General features: G+C 69.6%; 17 protein-coding genes. 8 read left to right on the top strand and 9 right to left on the bottom strand.

Translation table 11 applies throughout. The features are described 5' to 3' along the window. Positions 1-4: 4 nt before the first annotated feature. Positions 5-733: a hypothetical protein gene (locus AB0E94_RS49245; protein WP_360342603.1), complete on the bottom strand. Its 729-nt coding sequence runs from the start codon at positions 731-733 to the stop codon at positions 5-7. Positions 734-1,040: 307 nt separating this feature from the next. Here AB0E94_RS49245 and AB0E94_RS49240 point away from each other — a divergent pair, with 307 nt between their 5' ends. Continuing rightward, the gene (locus tag AB0E94_RS49240) at positions 1,041-1,871 is read left to right on the top strand and encodes a helix-turn-helix transcriptional regulator (protein WP_360342600.1); all 831 of its coding nucleotides are present in this window, start codon (positions 1,041-1,043) and stop codon (positions 1,869-1,871) included. A 23-nt stretch (positions 1,872-1,894) separates the two neighbouring features. On the opposite strand, the gene AB0E94_RS49235 is transcribed toward AB0E94_RS49240, so the two are convergent. Then, positions 1,895-2,101, bottom strand: a complete 207-nt coding sequence (locus AB0E94_RS49235) for a DUF397 domain-containing protein (RefSeq protein WP_360342597.1) — start codon at positions 2,099-2,101, stop codon at positions 1,895-1,897. Between the two features lie 308 nt (positions 2,102-2,409). On the opposite strand from AB0E94_RS49235, the gene AB0E94_RS49230 reads away from it, so the two are divergent. Further along, positions 2,410-3,357: a GGDEF domain-containing protein gene (locus AB0E94_RS49230; RefSeq protein WP_360342594.1), complete on the top strand. Its 948-nt coding sequence runs from the start codon at positions 2,410-2,412 to the stop codon at positions 3,355-3,357. A 14-nt stretch (positions 3,358-3,371) separates the two neighbouring features. Here AB0E94_RS49230 and AB0E94_RS49225 read toward each other — a convergent pair whose 3' ends face one another. Next, positions 3,372-4,298 (bottom strand): NADP-dependent oxidoreductase, encoded by a 927-nt coding sequence (locus tag AB0E94_RS49225; RefSeq protein ID WP_360342591.1) that lies wholly within the window; start codon positions 4,296-4,298, stop codon positions 3,372-3,374. A 170-nt stretch (positions 4,299-4,468) separates the two neighbouring features. On the opposite strand from AB0E94_RS49225, the gene AB0E94_RS49220 reads away from it, so the two are divergent. Continuing rightward, a complete protein-coding gene (locus tag AB0E94_RS49220; protein ID WP_360342588.1) occupies positions 4,469-6,307 on the top strand; it encodes a LamG-like jellyroll fold domain-containing protein in 1,839 nt (612 codons plus the stop codon). A 22-nt stretch (positions 6,308-6,329) separates the two neighbouring features. Here AB0E94_RS49220 and AB0E94_RS49215 read toward each other — a convergent pair whose 3' ends face one another. Then, complete coding sequence (locus tag AB0E94_RS49215; RefSeq protein WP_360342585.1) at positions 6,330-6,473, bottom strand: WD40 repeat domain-containing protein; 144 nt, start codon at positions 6,471-6,473, stop codon at positions 6,330-6,332. A 15-nt stretch (positions 6,474-6,488) separates the two neighbouring features. On the opposite strand from AB0E94_RS49215, the gene rpmB reads away from it, so the two are divergent. The 3 genes from rpmB to rpsN are packed head-to-tail and all read left to right on the top strand — an operon-like array spanning position 6,489 to position 7,182. After that, positions 6,489-6,722: a 50S ribosomal protein L28 gene (gene rpmB / locus AB0E94_RS49210; protein ID WP_360342582.1), complete on the top strand. Its 234-nt coding sequence runs from the start codon at positions 6,489-6,491 to the stop codon at positions 6,720-6,722. Next, on the top strand, positions 6,722-6,889 hold the full coding sequence (gene rpmG / locus AB0E94_RS49205) for a 50S ribosomal protein L33 (protein ID WP_360342579.1): 168 nt from the start codon (positions 6,722-6,724) through the stop codon (positions 6,887-6,889). Before rpmB ends, rpmG begins: the two co-directional genes overlap by 1 nt. Then, positions 6,889-7,182 carry a 30S ribosomal protein S14 gene (gene rpsN / locus AB0E94_RS49200; RefSeq protein WP_360342576.1) on the top strand — a complete coding sequence of 98 codons (294 nt, stop codon included), beginning with the start codon at positions 6,889-6,891 and terminating at the stop codon, positions 7,180-7,182. The genes rpmG and rpsN overlap by 1 nt, the downstream gene beginning before the upstream one ends. A 48-nt stretch (positions 7,183-7,230) precedes the next feature. Here the strand turns inward: rpsN and AB0E94_RS49195 are convergent, their stop codons facing one another. Further along, positions 7,231-7,911, bottom strand: a complete 681-nt coding sequence (locus AB0E94_RS49195; RefSeq protein WP_360342573.1) for a hypothetical protein — start codon at positions 7,909-7,911, stop codon at positions 7,231-7,233. 76 nt (positions 7,912-7,987) lie between these two features. Further along, positions 7,988-14,116 carry a polymorphic toxin-type HINT domain-containing protein gene (locus tag AB0E94_RS49190; protein ID WP_360342570.1) on the bottom strand — a complete coding sequence of 2,043 codons (6,129 nt, stop codon included), beginning with the start codon at positions 14,114-14,116 and terminating at the stop codon, positions 7,988-7,990. A gap of 234 nt (positions 14,117-14,350) precedes the next feature. On the opposite strand from AB0E94_RS49190, the gene AB0E94_RS49185 reads away from it, so the two are divergent. Beyond that, positions 14,351-14,590, top strand: a complete 240-nt coding sequence (locus AB0E94_RS49185; protein ID WP_360342567.1) for a hypothetical protein — start codon at positions 14,351-14,353, stop codon at positions 14,588-14,590. 81 nt (positions 14,591-14,671) lie between these two features. Here the strand turns inward: AB0E94_RS49185 and AB0E94_RS49180 are convergent, their stop codons facing one another. Next, entirely contained in the window at positions 14,672-15,469 is a 798-nt protein-coding gene (locus AB0E94_RS49180; RefSeq protein ID WP_360342564.1) for a hypothetical protein, read from the bottom strand. 380 nt (positions 15,470-15,849) lie between these two features. Between AB0E94_RS49180 and AB0E94_RS49175 the strand changes: the two genes are divergently transcribed. Further along, entirely contained in the window at positions 15,850-16,386 is a 537-nt protein-coding gene (locus AB0E94_RS49175) for a hypothetical protein (RefSeq protein ID WP_360342561.1), read from the top strand. Positions 16,387-16,498: 112 nt separating this feature from the next. Here AB0E94_RS49175 and AB0E94_RS49170 read toward each other — a convergent pair whose 3' ends face one another. Further along, positions 16,499-18,463, bottom strand: a complete 1,965-nt coding sequence (locus AB0E94_RS49170) for an ABC transporter ATP-binding protein (RefSeq protein ID WP_360342558.1) — start codon at positions 18,461-18,463, stop codon at positions 16,499-16,501. Continuing rightward, complete coding sequence (locus AB0E94_RS49165; RefSeq protein ID WP_360342555.1) at positions 18,463-20,196, bottom strand: ABC transporter ATP-binding protein; 1,734 nt, start codon at positions 20,194-20,196, stop codon at positions 18,463-18,465. The genes AB0E94_RS49170 and AB0E94_RS49165 overlap by 1 nt, the downstream gene beginning before the upstream one ends. Positions 20,197-20,322 lie beyond the last annotated feature (126 nt).

Raw genomic sequence — 20,322 nt, 5'->3', positions numbered from 1 at the left:
TCCTCTACACCTGAGCGTTGTCGGGCGGAGCCGCCGACGCGACGATCGCATCGCTGAGGTCGAGGCCGTTCTGGATCAGTTCGAAGCCCTCCACCAGGGCGTGCCCGACCGTGGTGCCCTCCAGGACGCTCTGCACAACCGACTTCGCGGTGCCCGCGGTGAACCGCAGCAACGCCCTGACCTGCGTCTGGCGGTCCTTCTGCAGCCACCCACCGGCGGTGTCCACCGCCTGCTTGAGCCGGCGCAGCCCAGCCCGGAACGACCAGCGCTTCACCTTGCCGTGCACGCCACCGATCCCGTTGCCCCGCAGCCGCTCGTCGTGCTCGCCGCCGGCTATTTCGGCGTGCGCGCGGCCGATCGCCTCAGCGAGGTCGGCGTGCGCCGCGCGGATCGCATCCCGCAGCTCGGCAGGGCACCACACCTTGAGCACCCGCTCGTCGGCGGCGATCGCCAGCACGGCATGGGCCTGACCCAGGAGCTCGTGCGCGACGCGTCGGGGATCTTCACCGTCCTCAGCCCCGGCGTCCGGCCCCAGCTCGTTGATGTCCGGTGGCTCACCGGCGGTTGCGCCGGAGGTCGATCCCGCGTCGCCGGTGGTCTCCGCCGCGGCGGCCGCCGCACCCGTGTCCACATCCTCCTCTACGGGAGGACTCGCGTCGGCGTGTGCCTTCGACGCGCGGGCTTTCCGCTCGGTCTGCTCGCTGTTGTCGTTCTGCCCGGCTGCTGTCGCCATGGCCGCCTCACCGACGTATCGAGTGTGGGTTCGGCCAGATGGCCGGGTCCACATTCTCGTCCGTCGTTGTGCGCGGCGCTGTCTGCTAGCGGACGCCTGCCGCAGCCTGTTGCCGGGCAGCTGGTGGCCGTGATCCGCGCCGTTCGGGGCTCATGAGTCGTCGTGAGACGGGGTGCATCCCCGCGAACACCGAATTTCCCCCGCAACGCATTCGGTGTGCAACGCCGGGTCGCCTGTCGACAACGCGGCGTTGCAGGTACGGTAGTCGGCGTCACCGTCCATATGGCTTGACAAGGCGGAGGTAAGGGTGCCGGTCACTGGCCAACGTGTCGTGCGGCGGGCGTTGGGGCGGCGGTTGACGCGGCTACGGACGGCGTCCGGGATGAGCCGGCGGGATGTGGTGGAGTCGCGGCTGGGTATCTCGGAGCCGACGCTGCACCGCATCGAGACGGGCAAGGTGCCGGTGACCGGGGCCAACGTGCGCGCGCTCTGCTGGCTCTACGGTGCGGACCAGAGCATCACCGACGCGCTCGCCGACCTTGCGCTGGGCACGTCGCAGCAGGAGTGGTGGGATGCCAGCCCGGTGATCCCCGAGTGGTTCAAGCTGTACGTCGGGCTGGAGGCGTCCGCATCCCGCATGTTCGGGTATGACGGCGAGATCGTTCCGGGTGAGCTGCAGACCCCGGACTACGCGCGGGCCGTGTTCGGCGCCGAGCAGCCGGCCGACGTGGAGATCGCCGAGCGCCACATCAACCTTCGTATGCAGCGGCAGAAGGCGCTCTTCGGTCGTACCCCGCCGGTCCGCCTCGTGACGGTGCTCGGTGAGGGGGCGCTGGCCCGGCCGGTCGGCGGCGAGCAGGTGATGAAAGGGCAGATCGAGCATCTGCGGCGGCTGTCCGGAGAGGACACGGTCGACATCCGGGTGCTGCCGTTCTCGGTCGGGGCGCACGCGGCGATGGCCGGCGCGTTCCGGATCCTGGAGTTCGACGATGCGGACGATCCCGACGTGGTCTATCTCGAGTCCCACGTCGGTGCCCTCTACCTGGAGGAGCAGGTCGAGGTGGACGAATACCGGCGGATCTTCGACCTCATCAGTGAGGTTTCGGTGCCGGTCGGCGAGTTCCAGTGGGCGAACTGAGAAGCGTCCTGGCGCGCGTGTGATCAGTCGGTAAGGAGCTGGTCGAACTCGCCGCGTTTGGCGCCGAAGAGGAACGAGTCCCATTCCTCGGTCGTGAACACCACGGTGCCGGCCTCACGTGCCTTGCTGTTGCGGACCTCGATGAGGCCGTCCTGGCGGCGGGCTTCGACGCAACTGCCCCCGTTGCCTGTCGACCTGCTGGAGATGATCCAGCCAGTTTCACTTTTCATAAGTGCACTTCCTTATGAGGGTGCTCACTGTAGGTAATCGGCCTGCCACTGGTCGAGTGGCTGAATGCCGCCTGCCCGAAGTGCAAAATCAGGATCCCCGGTACATGGTGACTCTTTCACGACGAAAGATCACGCACCCAGAGTAGCCGAAAGCCGCCTCTGGCGCATCATGTCACCGCGAGAGTTGTCCCCGTGAAATCTTGCACGGGTCCGGACCGGCTGCCATGATTCCACTGTGGCGCTTGGCGATTACTCGCCGTCGATACGACACCTGCCGCCTGGTCCGCCGGAGTTTGAGAGGACGGCTGATGCGGATCCTCGATCCTGCCGCCGCCGACACAGGCGGTGCACCGTCAGACGACACTCAACTGCGGACCGAGGCCGAAACCGCCCGCCTCCAGGCTCGTATCGATCAACTCGCGGCGCACGTCCAGCAGCTGGAGCAGGAGCGAGCCTCACTGCGATGGATGGCCGGCCATGACGAGCTCACCGGGCTCGCCAACCGCCGCCACTTTCACACGCGCGCGCCGGAGCTGCTGAGCGACGACCGCCCGTCGGCCGTCCTGATCCTCGACCTCAACGGCTTCAAGCCGATCAACGACACCTACGGCCACGATGCCGGCGACGAGGTCCTCTGTGTGGTCGCCCGGCGCTTGACCACCAGCCTCGGCGACCACCTGGTGGCCCGGTTCGGCGGTGACGAGTTCGCCGCTCTGCCGCGCGCCCCGCGCGCGGACGTCCCGCAGACGTGGTGGCACGAGGTGGCCGGCTCGCTGAGCGCCGCGATCGCGCCCCCGATGAAGGTGCGGGGCCACACCCTCTCCGTCACCGCGTCGATCGGCGTTGTGCCGACCGGGCGCTCCCGCGACCTGCCCGACCTGCTGCGCCGCGCGGACCAGGCCATGTTCAGTGCCAAACGGCACGCGAAGACCACCGGCAAGACCGGCATCACCTGGGTGGTGGCCACCGAGGACGGCGACCACACCGAGACGTACGAGCCGGCCGCCGCCGCTGAGGCCGCACCCGGTCCGGCCGCCGCCGGATCCGCGGTCGTGTACCGGCCGGGCGACTCGGTGTGGGTGCACCGGGGTGGCGCCCGGCGTGCGGGAGTGGTCGAAGGCGCTTGCGAGTGGGCGGCCCTGGTCCGTTACCGGGGCCATCACGGCCCCGGCACGATGGTCGACACCATTCCCACAAACAGCCTTACGGTACGGGCGGAGGCCGACCCCTACCTGGACCGGAAGCCGATCGCCTGAGCTGAGCTCTCGCGTCAGCCCACCGTCAGCACGACCTTTCCGTGCAGCCCACCGGCCAGCACCCGCCGGTGTGCGTCGGCTGCCTCGGTCAACGGCATCGTGACCGCCACGCGCGTGCGCAACTGCCCGGCTGCCACCTGCTCCATCAGGCCGGCCAGCAGGTCGCGGTCGTGCCGGATGAGTTGCAGCTCCTGGCGCACACCGCGGTCCGGGACCAGGGGCGGCGTGGGCCGGGTCGCGACCACGATGCCCCGGTCCTCGACGATGGCAGCCGCCGCCTCACCGACGGGGACCGCGTCGAACACCGCGCCCACCGGCCCGGCCGTGGACAGCTCGGCGGAACGGGAGATGACCTCGTGAACGCCGAGATCGCGCACCCACTGCTCGTCGCCGTCGGCTGCCTGGGCGACGACACGATAGCCGCCCTGAACGGCGAGCTGGGCCGCGAAGCCACCGACACCACCGCTGGCGCCGGTGACCAGAATGCTGCTGCCACCCGGCAGCATGGCCAGCGACACCAGGGCCAGCCCCTGGTGTGCGGTCTGGGCGTTGAGCGGCACCGTGGCCGCGGACACGAAGTCGAGCTCCTCCGGCAGCCGGACCAGCCAGTCCGTGTCGGCGGCCACGAACTCGGCATAGCCACCGGGATTACCCCGCGTCAGGTACCACGGGATCATCCCGGCGACGCGGTCGCCGACCCCGAACTCCGTCGTGTCGGAGCCGACCGAGGCCACCTCGCCGGCGATGTCCCATCCGGGCGAGAACGGCGTCGGAACCGGTCCGCGCGGAATCTCCCCGGTCGTGGAGGCGATGTCGGCCGGGTGCACACAGACCGCGCGGATCCGGATCACCACCTGCCCGGGCCCCGCCTTGGGCTCGGGCAGCTCGGTCACCTGCAACACTTCAGGACCGCCAAGCGCGGTCGCGACGACTCCCAGCACGCGTCCACTCTAGACCGTCACTCCCCGATTCACGGCACCCGTGATCCGCGACGACCGCCGGGCACGTCGATTTGAGACGAAGCAGGATGCCCGGAATCTGCCTCCCTGGGCGTGATACGTTTCACGCCCGACGCGTCCGGAGCGACGGAAGTAACGGGAGAAACAACCACATGATCGACGGGCCAGAGGCGCGACTGGTGGCGACCGCCAGGTCCGGCAACCGGCAGGCACTCGCGGAACTGGTCGAGCGGTGCGGGTCGATGGTGGACCACCTCGTCGGGTACGGGCTGGCCGGCCACCCGGACCCGGGCGCCGTGGCCCGTGACGTGATGCAGCGGATCCGGCGCGACGTCCACCAGGTGCACGATCCGGCCGAAGTCCGGGCCTGGATCGCGATGCAGACCCGGTGGCGGGTCCGCCAGCTGCGCGAGCCCGATCACCTGGGCGCTCGGGTCGACGGGCTTGGACTGACCGGCGAGGCCCTCCGCATCGCCGAGGCCGCCCGCCGGCTCACCCCCGAGGACCGGGACACGTTCGCGCTGCGGTGGCTGTGTGCGGCCGGCGTGCTCAATGAAGCCGAGGCCGCCCGGGTGCTCGGTGTCGTCGACGCGGAATACCACGGCCGCCGGATGCTGACCCGGCTCGACGCCGCCCGTACCGTGCTCGCGGCCCTCACCGCCACCCCCGCCTGCCCGGCGCGGCCGGCCGCGGCCGCGAGTCCCGGCCCGGAGGAGTTCCTCCAGCAGAGCCGGCATGTGCAAGGCTGCCCGGCCTGTGCCCGGTACAGCGGCAGTCTGCCGCCGGTCATGCCGGTGCTGGCGGCGGCCGGGCCGGTGCGACTGCCCGGTGGGGCCGGGCCGCACGCACCCGTCGCGGCCCTGCCGCAGCCGCGGCAGCCGCTGGCCCTACCTGCCGCGCCGGCCGCGGCCGACGTGACCGCGGTGCTCGTGCCGGTAGCGGCACCGGCCGACCTGATCCCGGCGCTCAGGCCGGTGGCGGCACCGGCCGACGTGAACCAGCTGCTCACGCCGGTGGAAGTGCCTGCCGACGTGACCGTGGTGCTGACGCCCGGGGCGACCTCGGCCGAGGTGACGACGAGATTGCCGGTGCCGGTGGCTCAGGCTTCGGGTCGAAGCCCGGCTGCGGCCGACCGGCGCTTCCGGCTGTACGCTCTGGCCGCGCTGGTCCTGGCCTGCGGGGTCGTGGTCGTCATCAACCTGCCCGGTAACCCGGTGCTCGGCCCGCTCGTCGAGCCGTCTGCCGGCGGTGTCGCCGGGGCGCCCGCCCCGACCGGGCCGCGGGAGGTTGTCGACGCGGCCGTCCCCGACAGTCCGGGCGGCGGGCCCGGCGTCGGACCTCCCCGGGGTACGGCCGTGGCTCCAGCAGGCGGCGCGGCCAGTCCCGTGGCGTCGGGGCCAGGCCCGGCCGGACAGCCCGCCACGACGACACCGTCCGCCCCGGCGACGACCCCGCCACCGCTGACCCTGTTCAGCGACGACTTCTCGTCCGCCTCGATGGACGGCTGGTCGAAGTCCGGCGGCGCCTGGCGCGTCGTCGCCGACGGTGGCAACCAGGTGCTCCGGCAGGGCAACCCCACCCCGGGCCTGTCCCGCGCCTTCAACGGCGACATCGGCTGGACCGACTATTCGGTCCGGGCACGGGTGAAGCCACTGTCCTTCGGATCGTCCGGCCTGGCCGGCATCACCGCCCGGGCCGGCGGCGTGGCGAACTACTACCGGCTGGCGCTGACCGCTGACGGCCGGGCGGTTCTCCAGGCGTACGCCGGAACCGAACGGATAACCACGCTCGCCGGCGTCGCCCTGAGCGTGACCACCGGCACCTGGTACGACCTGCGGATCGACGTGGCCGGCAACACGATCACCGGCTACGTCGACGGGCAGCGCATCGGCTCGGGCGCCGGCACGCTGGGCGGCAGCGGCCAGATCGGCCTGCAGACGAACCTGGCGACCGCCGAATTCGACGACGTGATCGTGACCGCCGGCGGCTGAACGGCGGCCGGAAGCGGGTGGACTACGCCAGGTCCCATTCGATCTCCCAGAGGCGGATGCTGCGGTCGTGGCTGCCGGAGAGCAGGCACCGGCCGTCGTTACTCCACGACACCGACCACACCGGGTACGTATTACCACCCCACCTCTTGTTGGAAACGGTTTTCATTGTAATGTCGTGCCCATGTCCAACGTCTGTGACGTGACCGGCGCCAAGCCCAGCTTCGGCAACGCCGTGTCGCACTCCCACCGCCGCACCCGCCGCCGCTGGAGCCCCAACGTCCAGCGCCGCCGCTACCGCCTGGCCGATGGCGCCACGATCCGGCTCAACGTCAGCACCACCGGCATCAAGATCATCGACCGGGACGGCATCGACTCCGTGGTCGCCCGGCTGCGCGCCAAGGGGGCGCGGATCTGATGGCCAAGAGCACCGACATCCGCCCCGTGATCAAACTCCGCAGCACCGCCGGCACCGGCTACACCTACGTCACCCGCAAGAACCGCCGCAACCACCCCGACCGCCTGGTCCTGCGCAAATACGACCCGGTCGCCCGCAAACACGTCGACTTCCGGGAGGACCGCTGATGGCCCGCCGTAGCCTCACCGAGCGCGAGAAGCGCCGCACCGAACTGTCCACCCGGCATTTCGACCGGCGCGCCGCACTGAAGAAGCAGGTGCTCGACCCGGAAACGCGGGCCGACGCGCTGCGCGCCCTGGCCAGGCTGCCCCGCGACGCCAGCCCGTCGCGTCGCCGCAGCCGGGACATGATCGACGGCCGGCCACGCGGCGTGTTCAGCCGGTTCGGCCTGTCCCGCGTGCGGTTCCGGGAGATGGCACTGCGCGGTGAACTGCCCGGAATCCGCAAGGCCTCCTGGTGATCAGGCCGGGCCCCGATCCCGATCAGCTTCCTGGACCCGATCAGCTTTCTAGAACGGAGGTTCCTCGGGCGGGTGCCCGGCCGCCGGGGCGGCGCCGCCACCGGAGCTCGGCACACCGAATCGCGCCTCGAACCCCGCGATGTCGGCGCCACGCGGGACCGCCACCGTGATCATCCACAACTGCTCGGACGGATGCCCGTAGCCGACCGGGGGAAGGGTGACGCGGGCGAGCGCCCCGGCGGCGGCCCAGAGCCTCGTCTCCGGCTCCTCACTGGCGAGTGCCGGGAAATCCAGCGGCTCGAACGATTCCAAAGCGTCACTCAGAAGCGACTCGGGCACGAACACGGTGAATTTCTCCGGCGCCCCGATGATCGCTTCCCGGATCGTGCAGTGCAGCAGGAATCCGCGCAGATCCTCGCCGGTGGGCAGCCAGTCCTCCGACCCGGACTCCCGGGCGAAGACCTGTTTCCCGGAATCGGCGGCCCAATGATGACCGTGCTGATTCTCGGCCCAGAACGGCAGCATTCCACCGGGCTCGGGCGCGAGTTTCGCCAGGGCGATCGGATGATCCTGGAACGTGACGGCAACACCGGCACTCGCCGCCGCCAGATGCCAATCGGCCAGCTCGGACGGCACGGCGACGTCGGCCGTGGTGGCGCCGGGGGAGGGGTTGAGCACAGGCCCATACCACCAGCGAAGGAACTCGCGCACATCGTCAAGCTCTCCCACGCCGGCCAGCATACGCCACCATCGAAATGCGTGAGTGCCGGCCGGACGACGCCCGGCCGGCACTCACGCACGCACGTTAGAGCGCGTTTCCGATGAATTTCCCGAGGAACTCTCCACCCTGGTTGTAGACCCACATCTCGGCGCCCTCGGGAAGCGCGTCGTTGATCGGGCTGAGAACCGTCGATCCGGGCCTCGTGTAGGCCACTCCGCTACAGAAATCGCAGATCCCGTCAGGGTGGTTGATGTAGAGAACACCCTGCTTGATCTTGTTGAGCCGCATGTAGGCGGCCGCCTGCATCTCCACGTGGTGATAGTTCGAGCCCGTCATGCCCGGGACCCGGGGGCCCATGTCGTCGACGAACCCGCCGGAACCCCGGCCGCCGCTGGCGAACGGCACCTCGTCGACCTGGATGTCGAGAACACCCGAGGTGACGTGGTCCATGTCGCCGACCGCGGTCCGGCACGCCGAACCACCGACGTTGTGGACCAGAACCGGGCTGTCCCCGGCGACCACGAAGTAGGTGTGCAGATCGTCGACGGTGAGGTCGTAGGTGCGTTCGGCGCCGGTGTACGACCGGACCGCCGACAACTGGACGTAGGCGCCGGCCGAGGTGCGCAGCAGTTCGCCCTTGCCCAGATCACCCGCGTCGACCCAGTCCCCGTCGGTCGCCGACCAGAACGGGTGGGTCTCGGTCGTGGTGATGGTGTGCTTCGAGCCGTCCTTGCCGGTGACGGTGAGGTCGACGAAATGCTTGTCGTCATCGGTACGGATGGTGTGCGTGACCTGCCGGGCGCCGGACTCGCCGGTCTTCGGGTCGGTCGCCCGCACGGTGTCGCCCGGCTCGACCTTCTCGATCGCGACGGTGGTCCCGTCGGCCAGCAGCACCCGGGTGCCCGCGACGAAGCTGTGCGTCTGCGGCTGCGGCGGGACCCGGCAGCCCGGCCCGGAACCGCTGCCACCGCCGCCGGTGCCCTCGTCGCCGGACTTCTTCGTCTTGGCCTTGGCCTTGGCGGCGAGCGCCTTCGCCTTCTCCGCGGCTTCCGCGGCGGCCTTCTTGGCTGCCGCCTCGGCTGCGGCCTTGGCCTTGGCGGCCTTCTCCGCGGCGGCCTTGGCGGCTGCCGCTGCCGCAGCCTTGGCTGCCTCGGCGGCCTTCTCCGCACCCTGGATGATGGCGCGGGCCCACTTCACCTCCTGGAAGAAGGTGACCACTGCCTTACCGGCCCGGAAGATCGCCTCCCCGATCTTCTTGGCTTTGAAGATCTTGCCCCACGGCAGTGCCCCGACGACCATCGAGACGCAGGCGACCAGGTCGCCCTTGAGGCAGTTGAGGATGTCGTTGATCCCGAGGAACTCCATCAGGATCTGGCCGCCGGCCTCCAGGATCACGTCCAGGGTGCTCTTGGACTGGATCTGGTTGGCGCGGGCGATCTCCTCCGGCGACGGTCCCGTCTCCACCACGGGCGCCGCCGCGGCGGTGGTCGGGCCGGCATCGGGGACCATGCCCGTCGGGTCGGTGAAGGCGATCGGGTTGTTCGACGCATAGGTGTACGCCGACGTGGCGCCCGAACCGGTCGGCATCTGATCCCGGCTGCTGAACCGGCCGGTGCCCGGGTCGTAGTTGCGTGCCCGCAGGTAGTAGTTGCCGTCACCGGAGGTGGAGTCCTGGTACTGCCCGGTGAACTGCATCGGGTTCGCGATGCTCTGCGCCGGCAGCTGCTGGCCGGCCAGGGTCGGCCCCTCGCGCGGGTTGCCGAACGGGTCGTAGTCGTAGCCGTTCGCGATCGTGCCGTCCGGGTTCAGCAGGTTCGCGATGCCACCCAGCCAGTCGTGGGTGTAGGAGTGCACACCACTGGCCGGGTCCAGCAGGGCGAGCGGCTCGTCGTCGGGGCCGTAGGCGAAGCCGCGCTTCTCCACGACCACGCCGGCGGCGTTCTCCACCGTGTCGACCGCGATCTGCGGCAGCGTCCCGGCGACGTCCCACGACCAGCGCTGGGTGGAGCTCTGGCCCTGCAACGCTGAGACCGACGAGAGCCGCAGCCCGGTGGCGTCGTAGGCGAACGTGGTGGTCTGACCCGAGTCCAGGGTGGCCTTGGCGAGAGTGTTGTCCAGGTTGTACTGGAGTTTGTCGCTGCCGGCCTTGATCTGGTTGCCGCGCTCGTCGTACCGGTACTCGACCTCCCGTTCCCAGTTCTTGCCCTCGATCTCCTCCTCGACGAGCTGGTCGGCGTCGTCGTACTCGTACTCGGTCACGTCGTTGCCGACGGTGCCGGTACGAACCTGCTTGGTCCGGTTGCCGGACAGGTCGTACCGGTAGTCGATGCGCCCGGCGGGCTTGGCGTCCTTGTCGGTGCAGGAGACGACGGCGTAGCAGGCCGAGGTGAGCCGGTTCGCCTCGTCGTAGCTGTACGCCACCGATTCGTCCACCCCACCGCGGGTGCTGACCACCCGGCTCGGGTTGCCGACCGGGTCCAGGGTGAGCTGGAACTGCGAGACCGGGTCCTGCACGCCCGGCACCGGGGTTCCGGTGCGGTCGGTGCCGATCGCGGTCAGCCGGCCTGCCTCGTCGTAGACCCGCTGTTCGGACAACCCGGTCGGGCCCGGCAGGACGGTGCTGGTGCGCCGTCCGGCGATGTCGTAGCCGAAGCTCCACGTCGCACCGGCAGTGGTCAGCGACGTGATGCGGCTGGCGTCGTCGTAGCCGTACGACATCGTGGTGCCGTCCGGCAGCTTTCGGTCGGTGACGTTGCCGCGGGCGTCGTAGTCGTAGGTGAACACCTCGTCGGCCCGGCCCGCCTCCTTGCGGGTGACCGTCTTGATCTGGTCCTCGTCGTCGTAGACCACCTCGCGTACGCCGAGCGGGTCGCCGTACGAGGTCACCCGGTCCTTGCCGTCGTAGCGCCACTGGTAGACCGGGCCACCGCTGCCCAGCGTGCGCGTCTGGAGCCGGTTGACGATGTCGTACGAGTCCACGATCGTGCGAGCGGCGACGTCCTTGGCGCTCAGGTCGTCGAGCTCCTCGTCGTCGCCGAGGGTGAGCGTCTGGACCCGGTTGCCGTCGGCGTCGTACCGCGCATAGGTGCTGCGCCCGATCGGGTCGCTGGTACGCACCAGCCGCCCGGCCTCGTCGTAGTAGACGCTGGTGCGGTTCCCCCGAGGGTCGGTGACGGCGGTGAGCTGACCGTCGTCGCCGTAGTCGTAGCGGGTCGACTCCTCCTCCGGGTCGTCGGAGTCGTAGTCGGCGTCCGGCCCGGTGACCGTCCGCGCCTGATCGTCGTCGTTGTACGTGTAGTGGCTGGTGTGACCGTTGGCGTCGGTCGAGGCCACCACCCGGTTGTTCGCGTCGTACTTCGCGGTGGTCACGTGATCCAGCGCGTCGATGCTACGAACCTGGTTGCCGGTCAGGTCGTACTCGAAGTGCGAGGTGAACCGCTCCTTGTCGGCGCCCGCGACGTTGCCCCGCGGCTCGGTGACCGCCGACAGCAGGCCGTCGTCGGTGTACTCGTACGTGGTGACACCGTTGGTCGGCGAGATCTGCTTGATCTTGTGGCCGGCCGCGTCGTACTCGGTCCTGGTCTGCTTGCCGCCGGCATCGGTGATGCCGCTCTGCCGGCCGCTCGCGTCGTAGTCGAGCGTGGTCGTCCGGCCGAGGCTGTCGGTCGTGCTGCGGACCCGGCCACTGTTCGCCCGGTCGAACGACGACGACTTGCCGAACTCGTCCACCGTCGCGACGCTGCGGTCCAGATCGTCGACCTGGTAGTCACGGGTGACGACCTGACCGTTCGGGTACGGCCGCCGGGTCTGCACGATGTTGTCGTTGTTGTCGTACACGTACGTCGTGGTGAAGTCGGCCTTGTTCGCCCCCGGCAGATTGCCGCGCGCCGACGTCACCGTCTGCGCCAGGCCCTTGGGGTTGTAGGTCCAGCTGGTGACCAGATCCGGCTCATGCCGCATGTCCACCGCGGAGGTCAGCCGCCGGCCGGCGGCCGTATAGGTGTAGAGCAGCGTCCGCCGCGCCTCATAGGTCGCCTTGAGCAACCCGTTGTCGAGATAGGCGTACGAGACCGTCACACCACCCGCAGACGTGGTCCGCTTCACCCGGCCGACCACGTCGAACTGCTTGGTGTCCGGGTTCTTCTTGCCCGGCGACTGCACCGCGACGGCCCGGTCCAGGTCGTCGTAGGTGGTCCGGATCGTGAAGTCGGCCGGCCTCGCCCCGGCGACCGTCCCGCGCGGATCGGTCGCGGTGATCTGCCGCCCGACCTTGTCGTAGCCGAACTCGGTGCGCCGGCCCTCCGGCGAGATCTGCGCCCGCACCAGCCCCGCGTTCGCCTGGCCGTCCGGGATGTTCTCCGCCCGGGTGACCTTGCCCCTCTGATCGGTGACGGTCAGAAGCAAACCCCGGCTGTCGTACGCGTACGTGATCGCATGGTTCTCCGGGTCGGTGCTCTTCACCAACTCGTCGAACTCGTTGTACTCGTCCTTCCACGTCCGGCCGTCCGCGTCGACGTGGCTGGTCGGATTGTTCCGTGTGTCGTAGGTGGTCTTCTCGCTGAACCGTTTGCCCGGCGCGAACTGCTCGACCAGGTTCCCGGCCGGGTCGTACTGCGACTCGTGCTGGTTCTGGTTGCCGTTGACCACCAGGTTGCGGTTCAGCGACCCGTCGTACCGGTGGGTGCTGGTGTCGCCGTTGCCGCGCTGCGAGTAGAGCAGCACGTTGCCCTTGTAGCCGTCCCACACCACGACACCGTCCGCGTCGGTGGTGGTCGCCTCCTGCTTCCCGGCGTTCCAGACGAACGTGGTGGCCGCACCGAGCGCATCGAGCTGACGCGACACCCGCCCGGCCTCGGTGTACTCGTTGGTCAGAGCGACGACCTTGTCCGGCTGGACGACCTGGGTCAGCAGCCGGGCGGCGCTGTACCGGTACTGCCAGTACTCGCCGGACGCGTCGCGCACCTTGGTGAGCAGCCCGTCGGTGTAGAAGAACTGCGTCTTACGGCCGTCGGGCAGGGTGATCGACTCGATCAGGCCGTTGACCAGCTTTGCCACCGCCTTGCGCCCGGAGGCGTCGGTCACCGTGATCGCGGTGGCCGTGTGAGCGAACCGGAGCCCCACCTGACGCGGGTTCAGGATGGAGACCAGCCGGCCCGCGGCGTCGAAGCCGTACACGATGTTGTTGCGGGTGACCAGCTCCCAGCCGTCGCCCGCCTTGCGCAGCGTGGACCGTACGCCCGCGGGCCGTTTGTAGCCGTCGCCGTCGGCGGGGAACACGGTGTCCGAGCCGTCCTCGGCCCGCACCAGCACACCGCCCTCGACCGGCGTGATCTTCAGGTCGTAGAGCCACGCCCAGCCGGGGCCGAACGCCGACGCGCCGGTGTTCAGCGACGAGTAGGCCCGCGCCGACGCGAACGGAACACCGAACGACGACATGCTCAGGTCCTGCTCGGCGCGGGTGAACGCGCCGGTGCCGGTGTTGACGCCCTGCGCCCGGATCGCCTGGCTGGCGCCGGTCATGCCGAGCGCGGCGCTGCACCCACAGCCGGCCGCCTGCCGGTCCGGAATCGCCGGCGGGTCGGCCGTGACTCTCGGCTGCGCGTTCTCCGAGTTCGCCGACGGCACCTCGCCGTCCGGGTAGAGCGCGGTGATCGTCACGAAGTAGCTCTTCGACGCGTCGAGCGCCCAGCCCTGCTCGGCGCCGAGCGACTTGCAGAACTCGCGCAGGCTGCCGCAGCCGTCGTTGCCGAGCTGGTCACGGCCGAGAACCGCGGACTCCTGCCGGGTCTGCGACACGGTGTCGTAGAGGTCGACGCGCCACTGGTCGAACCCCTGGTCCTTGAGATCGAAATAGGTCACCAGCGAGGTGTCTCCGACCACGAAACCGGGTCGTAGAAGCACGTTCACGAAGGCCTCGCTCGGCGCTGCCGCTGCCGCACGCGCGACAGCCGCCGCGCCGACCCGGGCCGCCTCGCCGCCTGCGGTGACCGAGGGCGGAACCACCGGTGGCCGGTCCTTCTCGGACACGGCGACGTCCGAGGCGGCGTTCGGCGGCAGGCCTCGCTGCTGTGGTGCGGCACCCTCGCTGACGGTCGGGACCTCGCCCGGGTCAGCCCAGGCCGGTACGTCGGCCGGTGGTGCCAGAGTGATTGTCAGAAGAGCCGCGCAGAAGCCCGCCAGCCAGCGGGTCCGCGCACGTCGATGACGCGACATGGATGCTTACTCCCCCCTAAGAGTCGGCGCAGGGAGTTAAACATGTGAATTAATCGATACTTATAGCTTGTCGGGGATCTTCCACTATCTGCACGGCACGGCCGTGTAGGAAATCACGCCCACCAATGTGACGTGGACCACTTCCCATATAGTGAAACCGGCCCCGTTGTTAGATTGATGATCTTAGATGGACGGCCGGACGGGCCGTCCATGCGGAGGAAAACGGGGAGCCTCATGACACTGTCCAAGATCGGCGTCACCCTCGGCGGCGCCGTCATCGCCGGAATCGGCCTGCTCGGCTTCGCCGCGCCGGCCAGCGCCGCGCCCGCCAGCACCTGGGTCACCTACGGCTACTACCCGACCCAATCCGAGTGCGCCGATGTCGGCAAGTACCTGGTCCAGCAGCACTGGTACATCTCCTACGGCTGCGCCAGGTCCGGCAGCCAATGGAAGCTCAGCGTCCTCGACTACTGATCGGTGACACCGCCGGCGTCCACACCCCAGAGGCGCCGGCGGTGCCGCATATGCCGGGTCCTCTGTGCGGCGCGCACGCGATCACCCGATGTCGGAGTCGAACGGGCCCACCGGACCGTTCTTCCGATGCGGGGTTGTGCCCGTGTCTTCGGGAAATAGGAAGGCGAGGCTGGCGCCGATCCGGTGTTTCTCCTCCTCGCTCGAAGCCGCCCAGGCCGCCGGCGCCGGCCGTGTCCGGCAATGCGCCGAGAAATGGTCACGGCGTAGCGGCCAGTCGCCCATCAAAACCACGGCAGCCGCCCAACTGGCCGCCACCCCCACCAGGCAGGCGCCGATCAGCGGCACCGGATCGGTGCGGCCCAGCACCACCACCATGATCTGTACGGCGAGCGGGAACGCCAGCACCGCCGCCGCCACCTCCGCCGCGGTCGCCACCGTGTCCGACGAGCGCGCCGCCATCCGTGGCACCCGCGCGTCCTGTTCGGCGACGAATGCCGCGTACTGCTGCTGCAACTGCTCGTCGTCATGCACGTCCGCCAGCCGTGCCGGTCGCTGCCGACGGCGCACCGCGTCCAGCAGCGCGGTCACCAGCGGATGCGTCGGCGCTACGTCCGGCGCATCCACCGAGTGGACCAGTCCGTCATCGTCGAGTCTGATCTGCCCGCTGCTGATCAGCTCGGCCGCGGCGGCCTGGGTCAGGCTCTTCGTGGTTCCCTGGGTCACTGCCGCGTGCCACGGGTCGATGACGATCGACTCCATGGTGGCCGCGGCCGCCCTGTCGGCGCGGTCCCGTCGCCGCCAGGCGAGCGCCAGGACACCGAACACGGCAGCTGCGATGATCACGATCCCGGCGAGCCGGGCGGTCACGGTTGCTGTCACGGGTCCCAGCGTCGCAGAGATCTTGCGGTTTCCTCATCCGAGGTGCCGGACGGCCCGGCCCGAGGATGTCCGGCTTGGACGGTGATGCCGCCACCCGTTGCAGCTGTGTCACGGATATGAAGACCAGGCATTTCTGTGCCGGACCTGTGTCGTGCCCGGCTTCGGCGGCATCTTGCCGGAACCGGGCTTCGCCTGGGAGATCCCGCCCGGCCAACCATGATCATCACTGCGCTCCGCACCTGTGTGCTCAACAGCCTGGCAGCTGCGGCTCAGCTGCCGGATAGGAACGGGCAACGGAAACCACAGCATGCAATCCGAAGGTGATGACCCCAGCGGCGTTGAACCGAACTCGCCGAGTCAGTACCGAGGAGAGCAATCCGATGAAGAAGAACACCGTCCGCAACGGCGTCATCGTCATCGCGGTCCTGGGCGCGATGGGCGGAATCGGCACCATGGCGGCCAACGCCGGCACGACCCCGGCCACCACGACCAGTGCAAGCACCGCCACCGCGACCCAGGATCCCGCGGGCCGTAGCACGCAGGCCGAAGATCAGACGGCCGCGTCCGCCGGCGCGGCAGCCGCCCCGATGACCTCCTGTGTCGCGGTCAAGGTGAAGAAGACCGGCCGCAACGACGCCAAACTCTGCGCCGCCGTGCAGCGCGACGGCCTGCGAGTGAACAAACTTCAGATCACCCTGACCACGCCGGCCAAGGTCTGCACCGGCAAGGTGACCCTCGGCGCCACCACCGACCGGGGCGCCGCGATCACCCGCGCCACGGCGTGCACCGGCGGCAACCGCTCCACGACTACGCTCACCGTGAACCGGACCGTGACCGGCAACTCGCAGGTCTGCGGCACCCTCACCGCCAACGCCCGCCTCACCGCTGCCAAGGCCTGCATCCGCGTCAATCGATGACCTTTCTGACCGGCTGGCTGCCGCCGGACGGTCGGAATGACAAGGATGGTGAGGGCCCCGGCGGCACCGGTTCAGATCGGTGCCGCCGGGGCCCGCCGACTGTCCTGGCCCATCACTCCAAAGTGGACATTGACTCCACGAACTGAGCGGCGTAGAGGCGTGCGTAGTGCCCGCCGGCGTCGAGCAGGTCCTGGTGTGAGCCCTGCTCGACGATCCGCCCGGCGTCCATCACCAGGATGGTGTCGGCCTCGCGGATGGTGGACAGCCGGTGCGCGATCACGAAACTGGTCCGGCCCCGGCGCAGCGAGTGCATCGCCTCCTGGATCAGCACCTCGGTCCGGGTGTCGACCGAGCTGGTCGCCTCGTCCAGGATCAGGATCGGCGGGTCGGCCAGGAACGCTCGGGCGATCGTGACCAGCTGCCGCTCCCCGGCGCTCAGGTTGCCGCTGTCCTCACCGAGCACCGTGTCGTAACCCTGCGGCAGTGTGCGCACGAAACGGTCGACGTGGGTGGCCCGGGCCGCGCGGATCACCTGTTCGGTGGTCGGGGCGTCGGCGCCGTACGAGATGTTCTCGGTGATCGTGCCGTCGAACAGCCAGGTGTCCTGCAGGACCATGCCGAACTGGGCGCGCAGGTGTCCGCGGGGCAGGCCGGCGATGTCCGCGCCGTCCAGGGTGATCCGCCCCGAGTCGACGTCGTAGAAGCGCATCAGCAGGTTGACCAGGGTGGTCTTGCCGGCGCCGGTCGGGCCGACGATCGCGACGGTCTGGCCGGGTGTGACCGACAGTGACAGGTCCTGGACGACCGGGTTGCCGGGGGAGTAGCCGAAGGACACGTGCTCGAACGCGACCTCTCCCCGTACCCGCGCTGGGGTGTCCGCTTGTGATCCTCGGTCCGGGGTCTCCTCGGGCTCGTCGAGGAGCGCGAAGACCCGCTCGGCGGAGGCCACCCCGGACTGGATCACGTTGGCCATGCTGGACATCTGGGCGAGCGGGGCGCTGAACTGCCGCGAGTACTGCACGAACGCCTGCACGTCGCCGATCGACAGGCTGCCGGAGAGCACGCGCAGCCCGCCGACCACCGCGACCACTACGTAGTTGAGGTTGCCGATGAACAGCATGACCGGCTGGATCGCCCCGGACACGAACTGCGCCCGGAACCCCGCCGAGGTCAGTTCGTCGTTGTGGGCCCGGAAGGTGGCCGCGGACTCCTGCTCGCGCCCGAAGATCCGCACCAGGTTGTGACCGGTGTACATCTGTTCGATGTGGCCGTTGAGGCGCCCGGTGATCGCCCACTGCCTGCCGAACTGCGCCTGCGCCCGCTTGCCGACCATCGCGGCCAGATAGACCGAGACCGGCACGGTGACCACCGCGATCATCGCCAGCAGCGGTGACACGATGATCATCGCGGTCAGCACGGCGATCACGGTCAGCACCGAGTTGACGATCTGGCTGAGGGTCTGCTGCAGCGACTGGCTGACGTTGTCGACGTCGTTGGTCACGCGGCTGAGCAGGTCACCGTGCTGTTGACGGTCGAAGTAGCCGAGCGGCAGCCGGGACAGCTTCGCCTCGGCGCGTTCCCGCAGCCGGTGCGTCGAGCGCTGCACCACCACCGCGGAGAACCGGCCCTGGGCGAAGATCAGCAGCGCCGCGACCAGATAGACCGCCACCGCCAGCAACAGGACCAGGGTCAGACGATCAAAATCGATTCCTTCCCCGGGTACGGCCTGCACGCGCGCGATCGCGTCGGCCTGGGCCTGATGCCCCTGGTCGCGCAGCTGCTGGACGCCTTCGGCGCTGGTGCCGGCCGGCAGGCTCGCGGAGACGATCCCGGCGAAGATCAGGTCGGTGGCGTGCCCGAGGATCTTCGGCCCGACCACCGACAGCACCACGCTGACCAGGCAGACGGCCAGCGAGGCGGCGATGAGCGCGCGGTCCGGGCGGAGCAGGCCGAGCAGCCGGCGGACGGTGCCGGCGAAGTCGTCGGCGGGCTTCGCTTTGCGGCCGCGCCCTCCGTGGTTCTGGGGGCCGGGGCCGGGTGGCCGCACGGTCCGCACCTTCGTGTCCGATACGGACATCAGGCGGCCTCACTTTCGGTGACCTGGGAGTGGACGATCTCCCGGTAGACGGGACTGGTGCCCATGAGCTCGTCGTGACTGCCGGCGCCGACGACCCGGCCCTCCTCGAGGACGAAGATGCGGTCGGCGTCGCGGATCGTGTTCACCCGCTGGGCGACGATGACGACAGTGGCGCCGGCGGTCTCCTGGGCCAGGGCGCCGCGCAGGGCGGCGTCGGTGGCGTAGTCGAGCGCCGAGAACGAGTCGTCGAACAGATAGAGGCGGGGCTGCTGGACCAGCGTGCGGGCGATGGCGAGACGCTGCCGCTGCCCGCCGGAGAAGTTGGCGCCGCCCTGGGCGACCTCCGCGTCCAGGCCCGCGGGCAGGTTCTCGACGAACCCGCGCGCCTGGGCGACGCCGAGCGCGTGCCACAGCTCGTCGTCGGTGGCGTCCGGCCGGCCGTACCGCAGGTTGGAGGCGATCGTGCCGGAGAACAGGTAGGGCTTCTGCGGCACCAGGCCGACCGCTCGGGACAGCACTCCGTGCGCCATCTGCCGGACGTCGTCGCCGTCGATGCGGACGCTGCCGGCGGTGGTGTCGACCAGGCGCGGGATCAGGTTCAGCAGCGTGGTCTTGCCGCTGCCGGTGCTGCCGATGACCGCGGTGACCTCGCCGGGCCGCGCCTCGAAATCGATGTCGCTGAGGACCGGCTGTTCGGCGGCCGGATAGCGGAACTCGGCGCCGGCCAGCCGCAGATGCCCGCGGGCGATCGGGGGACGGATCGCGTCGGCGCGGAACTCCACACTGGAGCGGGTGTCCAGGACCTCCAGGATCCGGCCCGCGCAGACCACCGCGCGGGGGACCGACATCAGCATGAACGTGGCGGTCATCACCGCCATCAGGATCTGCACCAGATAGGTCAGGAACGCGGTCAGCGAGCCGACGTTCATGGTTCCGTCGGCGATCCGGTGCGCGCCGATCCACAGCACGGCAACCGAGGACATGTTCATCACGATCAGCACGGTCGGATACATCAGCGCCATCAGCCGGCCCACCCGCAGGAAGACGTCCGAGATCTCGTCGTTGACCTGGGCGAACCGCTCGTGCTCGCGCTTGTCGCGGACGAACGCGCGGACTACCCGGACGCCGGTGATGTGCTCGCGCAGCAGCCGGTTGATCCGGTCGTTGCGGGTCTGCATCAGCTGGAACTGCGGGTTCAGCCGGCCGAGGATGAACGCGACGCCCGCGCCCAGCAGCGGCAGCGCGACCACCAGGATCAGCGAGCTCGGCACGTCCTGGCGGGCGGCCAGCACGATCCCGCCGAGGCAGGTGATCGGGGCCACCACGATCAGGGTCAGCGCCATCAGCACCAGGGTCTGGACCTGCTGGACGTCGTTGGTGGTGCGGGTGATCAGGGACGGCGCGCCGAACTCGCCCATCTCGCGGGCCGAGAACGTCTGCACCCGGTCGAAGACCGCGGCCCGGATGTCGCGGCCGGCGAACATGGCGACCCGCGCGCCGAGGTAGACGACGACCAGGGCGCAGCCGATCTGCAGGGCGGACACGGCGAGCATCAGAGCGCCGAGGCGCAGGACGGCGCCGGTGTCGCCTCGGACGATGCCGTGGTCGACGATGTCGGCGTTGAGGGTCGGAAGATAGAGCGTCGCCCCTGTCTGGACGAGCTGGAGCGCCAGGATGACGCCGATGATGTTCCGGTACGGGGGCAGGTGGATGCGAAGAAGCCGCATCAACATGTGATGTCTCCAAGCGGAAGTGGCTGCCGGCGCCGGGTCATGTAAGGAACTCCGGTACTTGATCAGTCCGGTGTCCTGGGGTTGCATGAGCATCCCGGTTGGTCCGGTGGGTGGCGTTGAAAGTGG

Source organism: Actinoplanes sp. NPDC026670 (assembly GCF_040638175.1).
Classification (GTDB): Bacteria; Actinomycetota; Actinomycetes; order Mycobacteriales; family Micromonosporaceae; genus Actinoplanes.
Note: the sequence above shows the minus strand (reverse complement) of the source record. Positions and strands in the feature narration are given on the sequence as shown.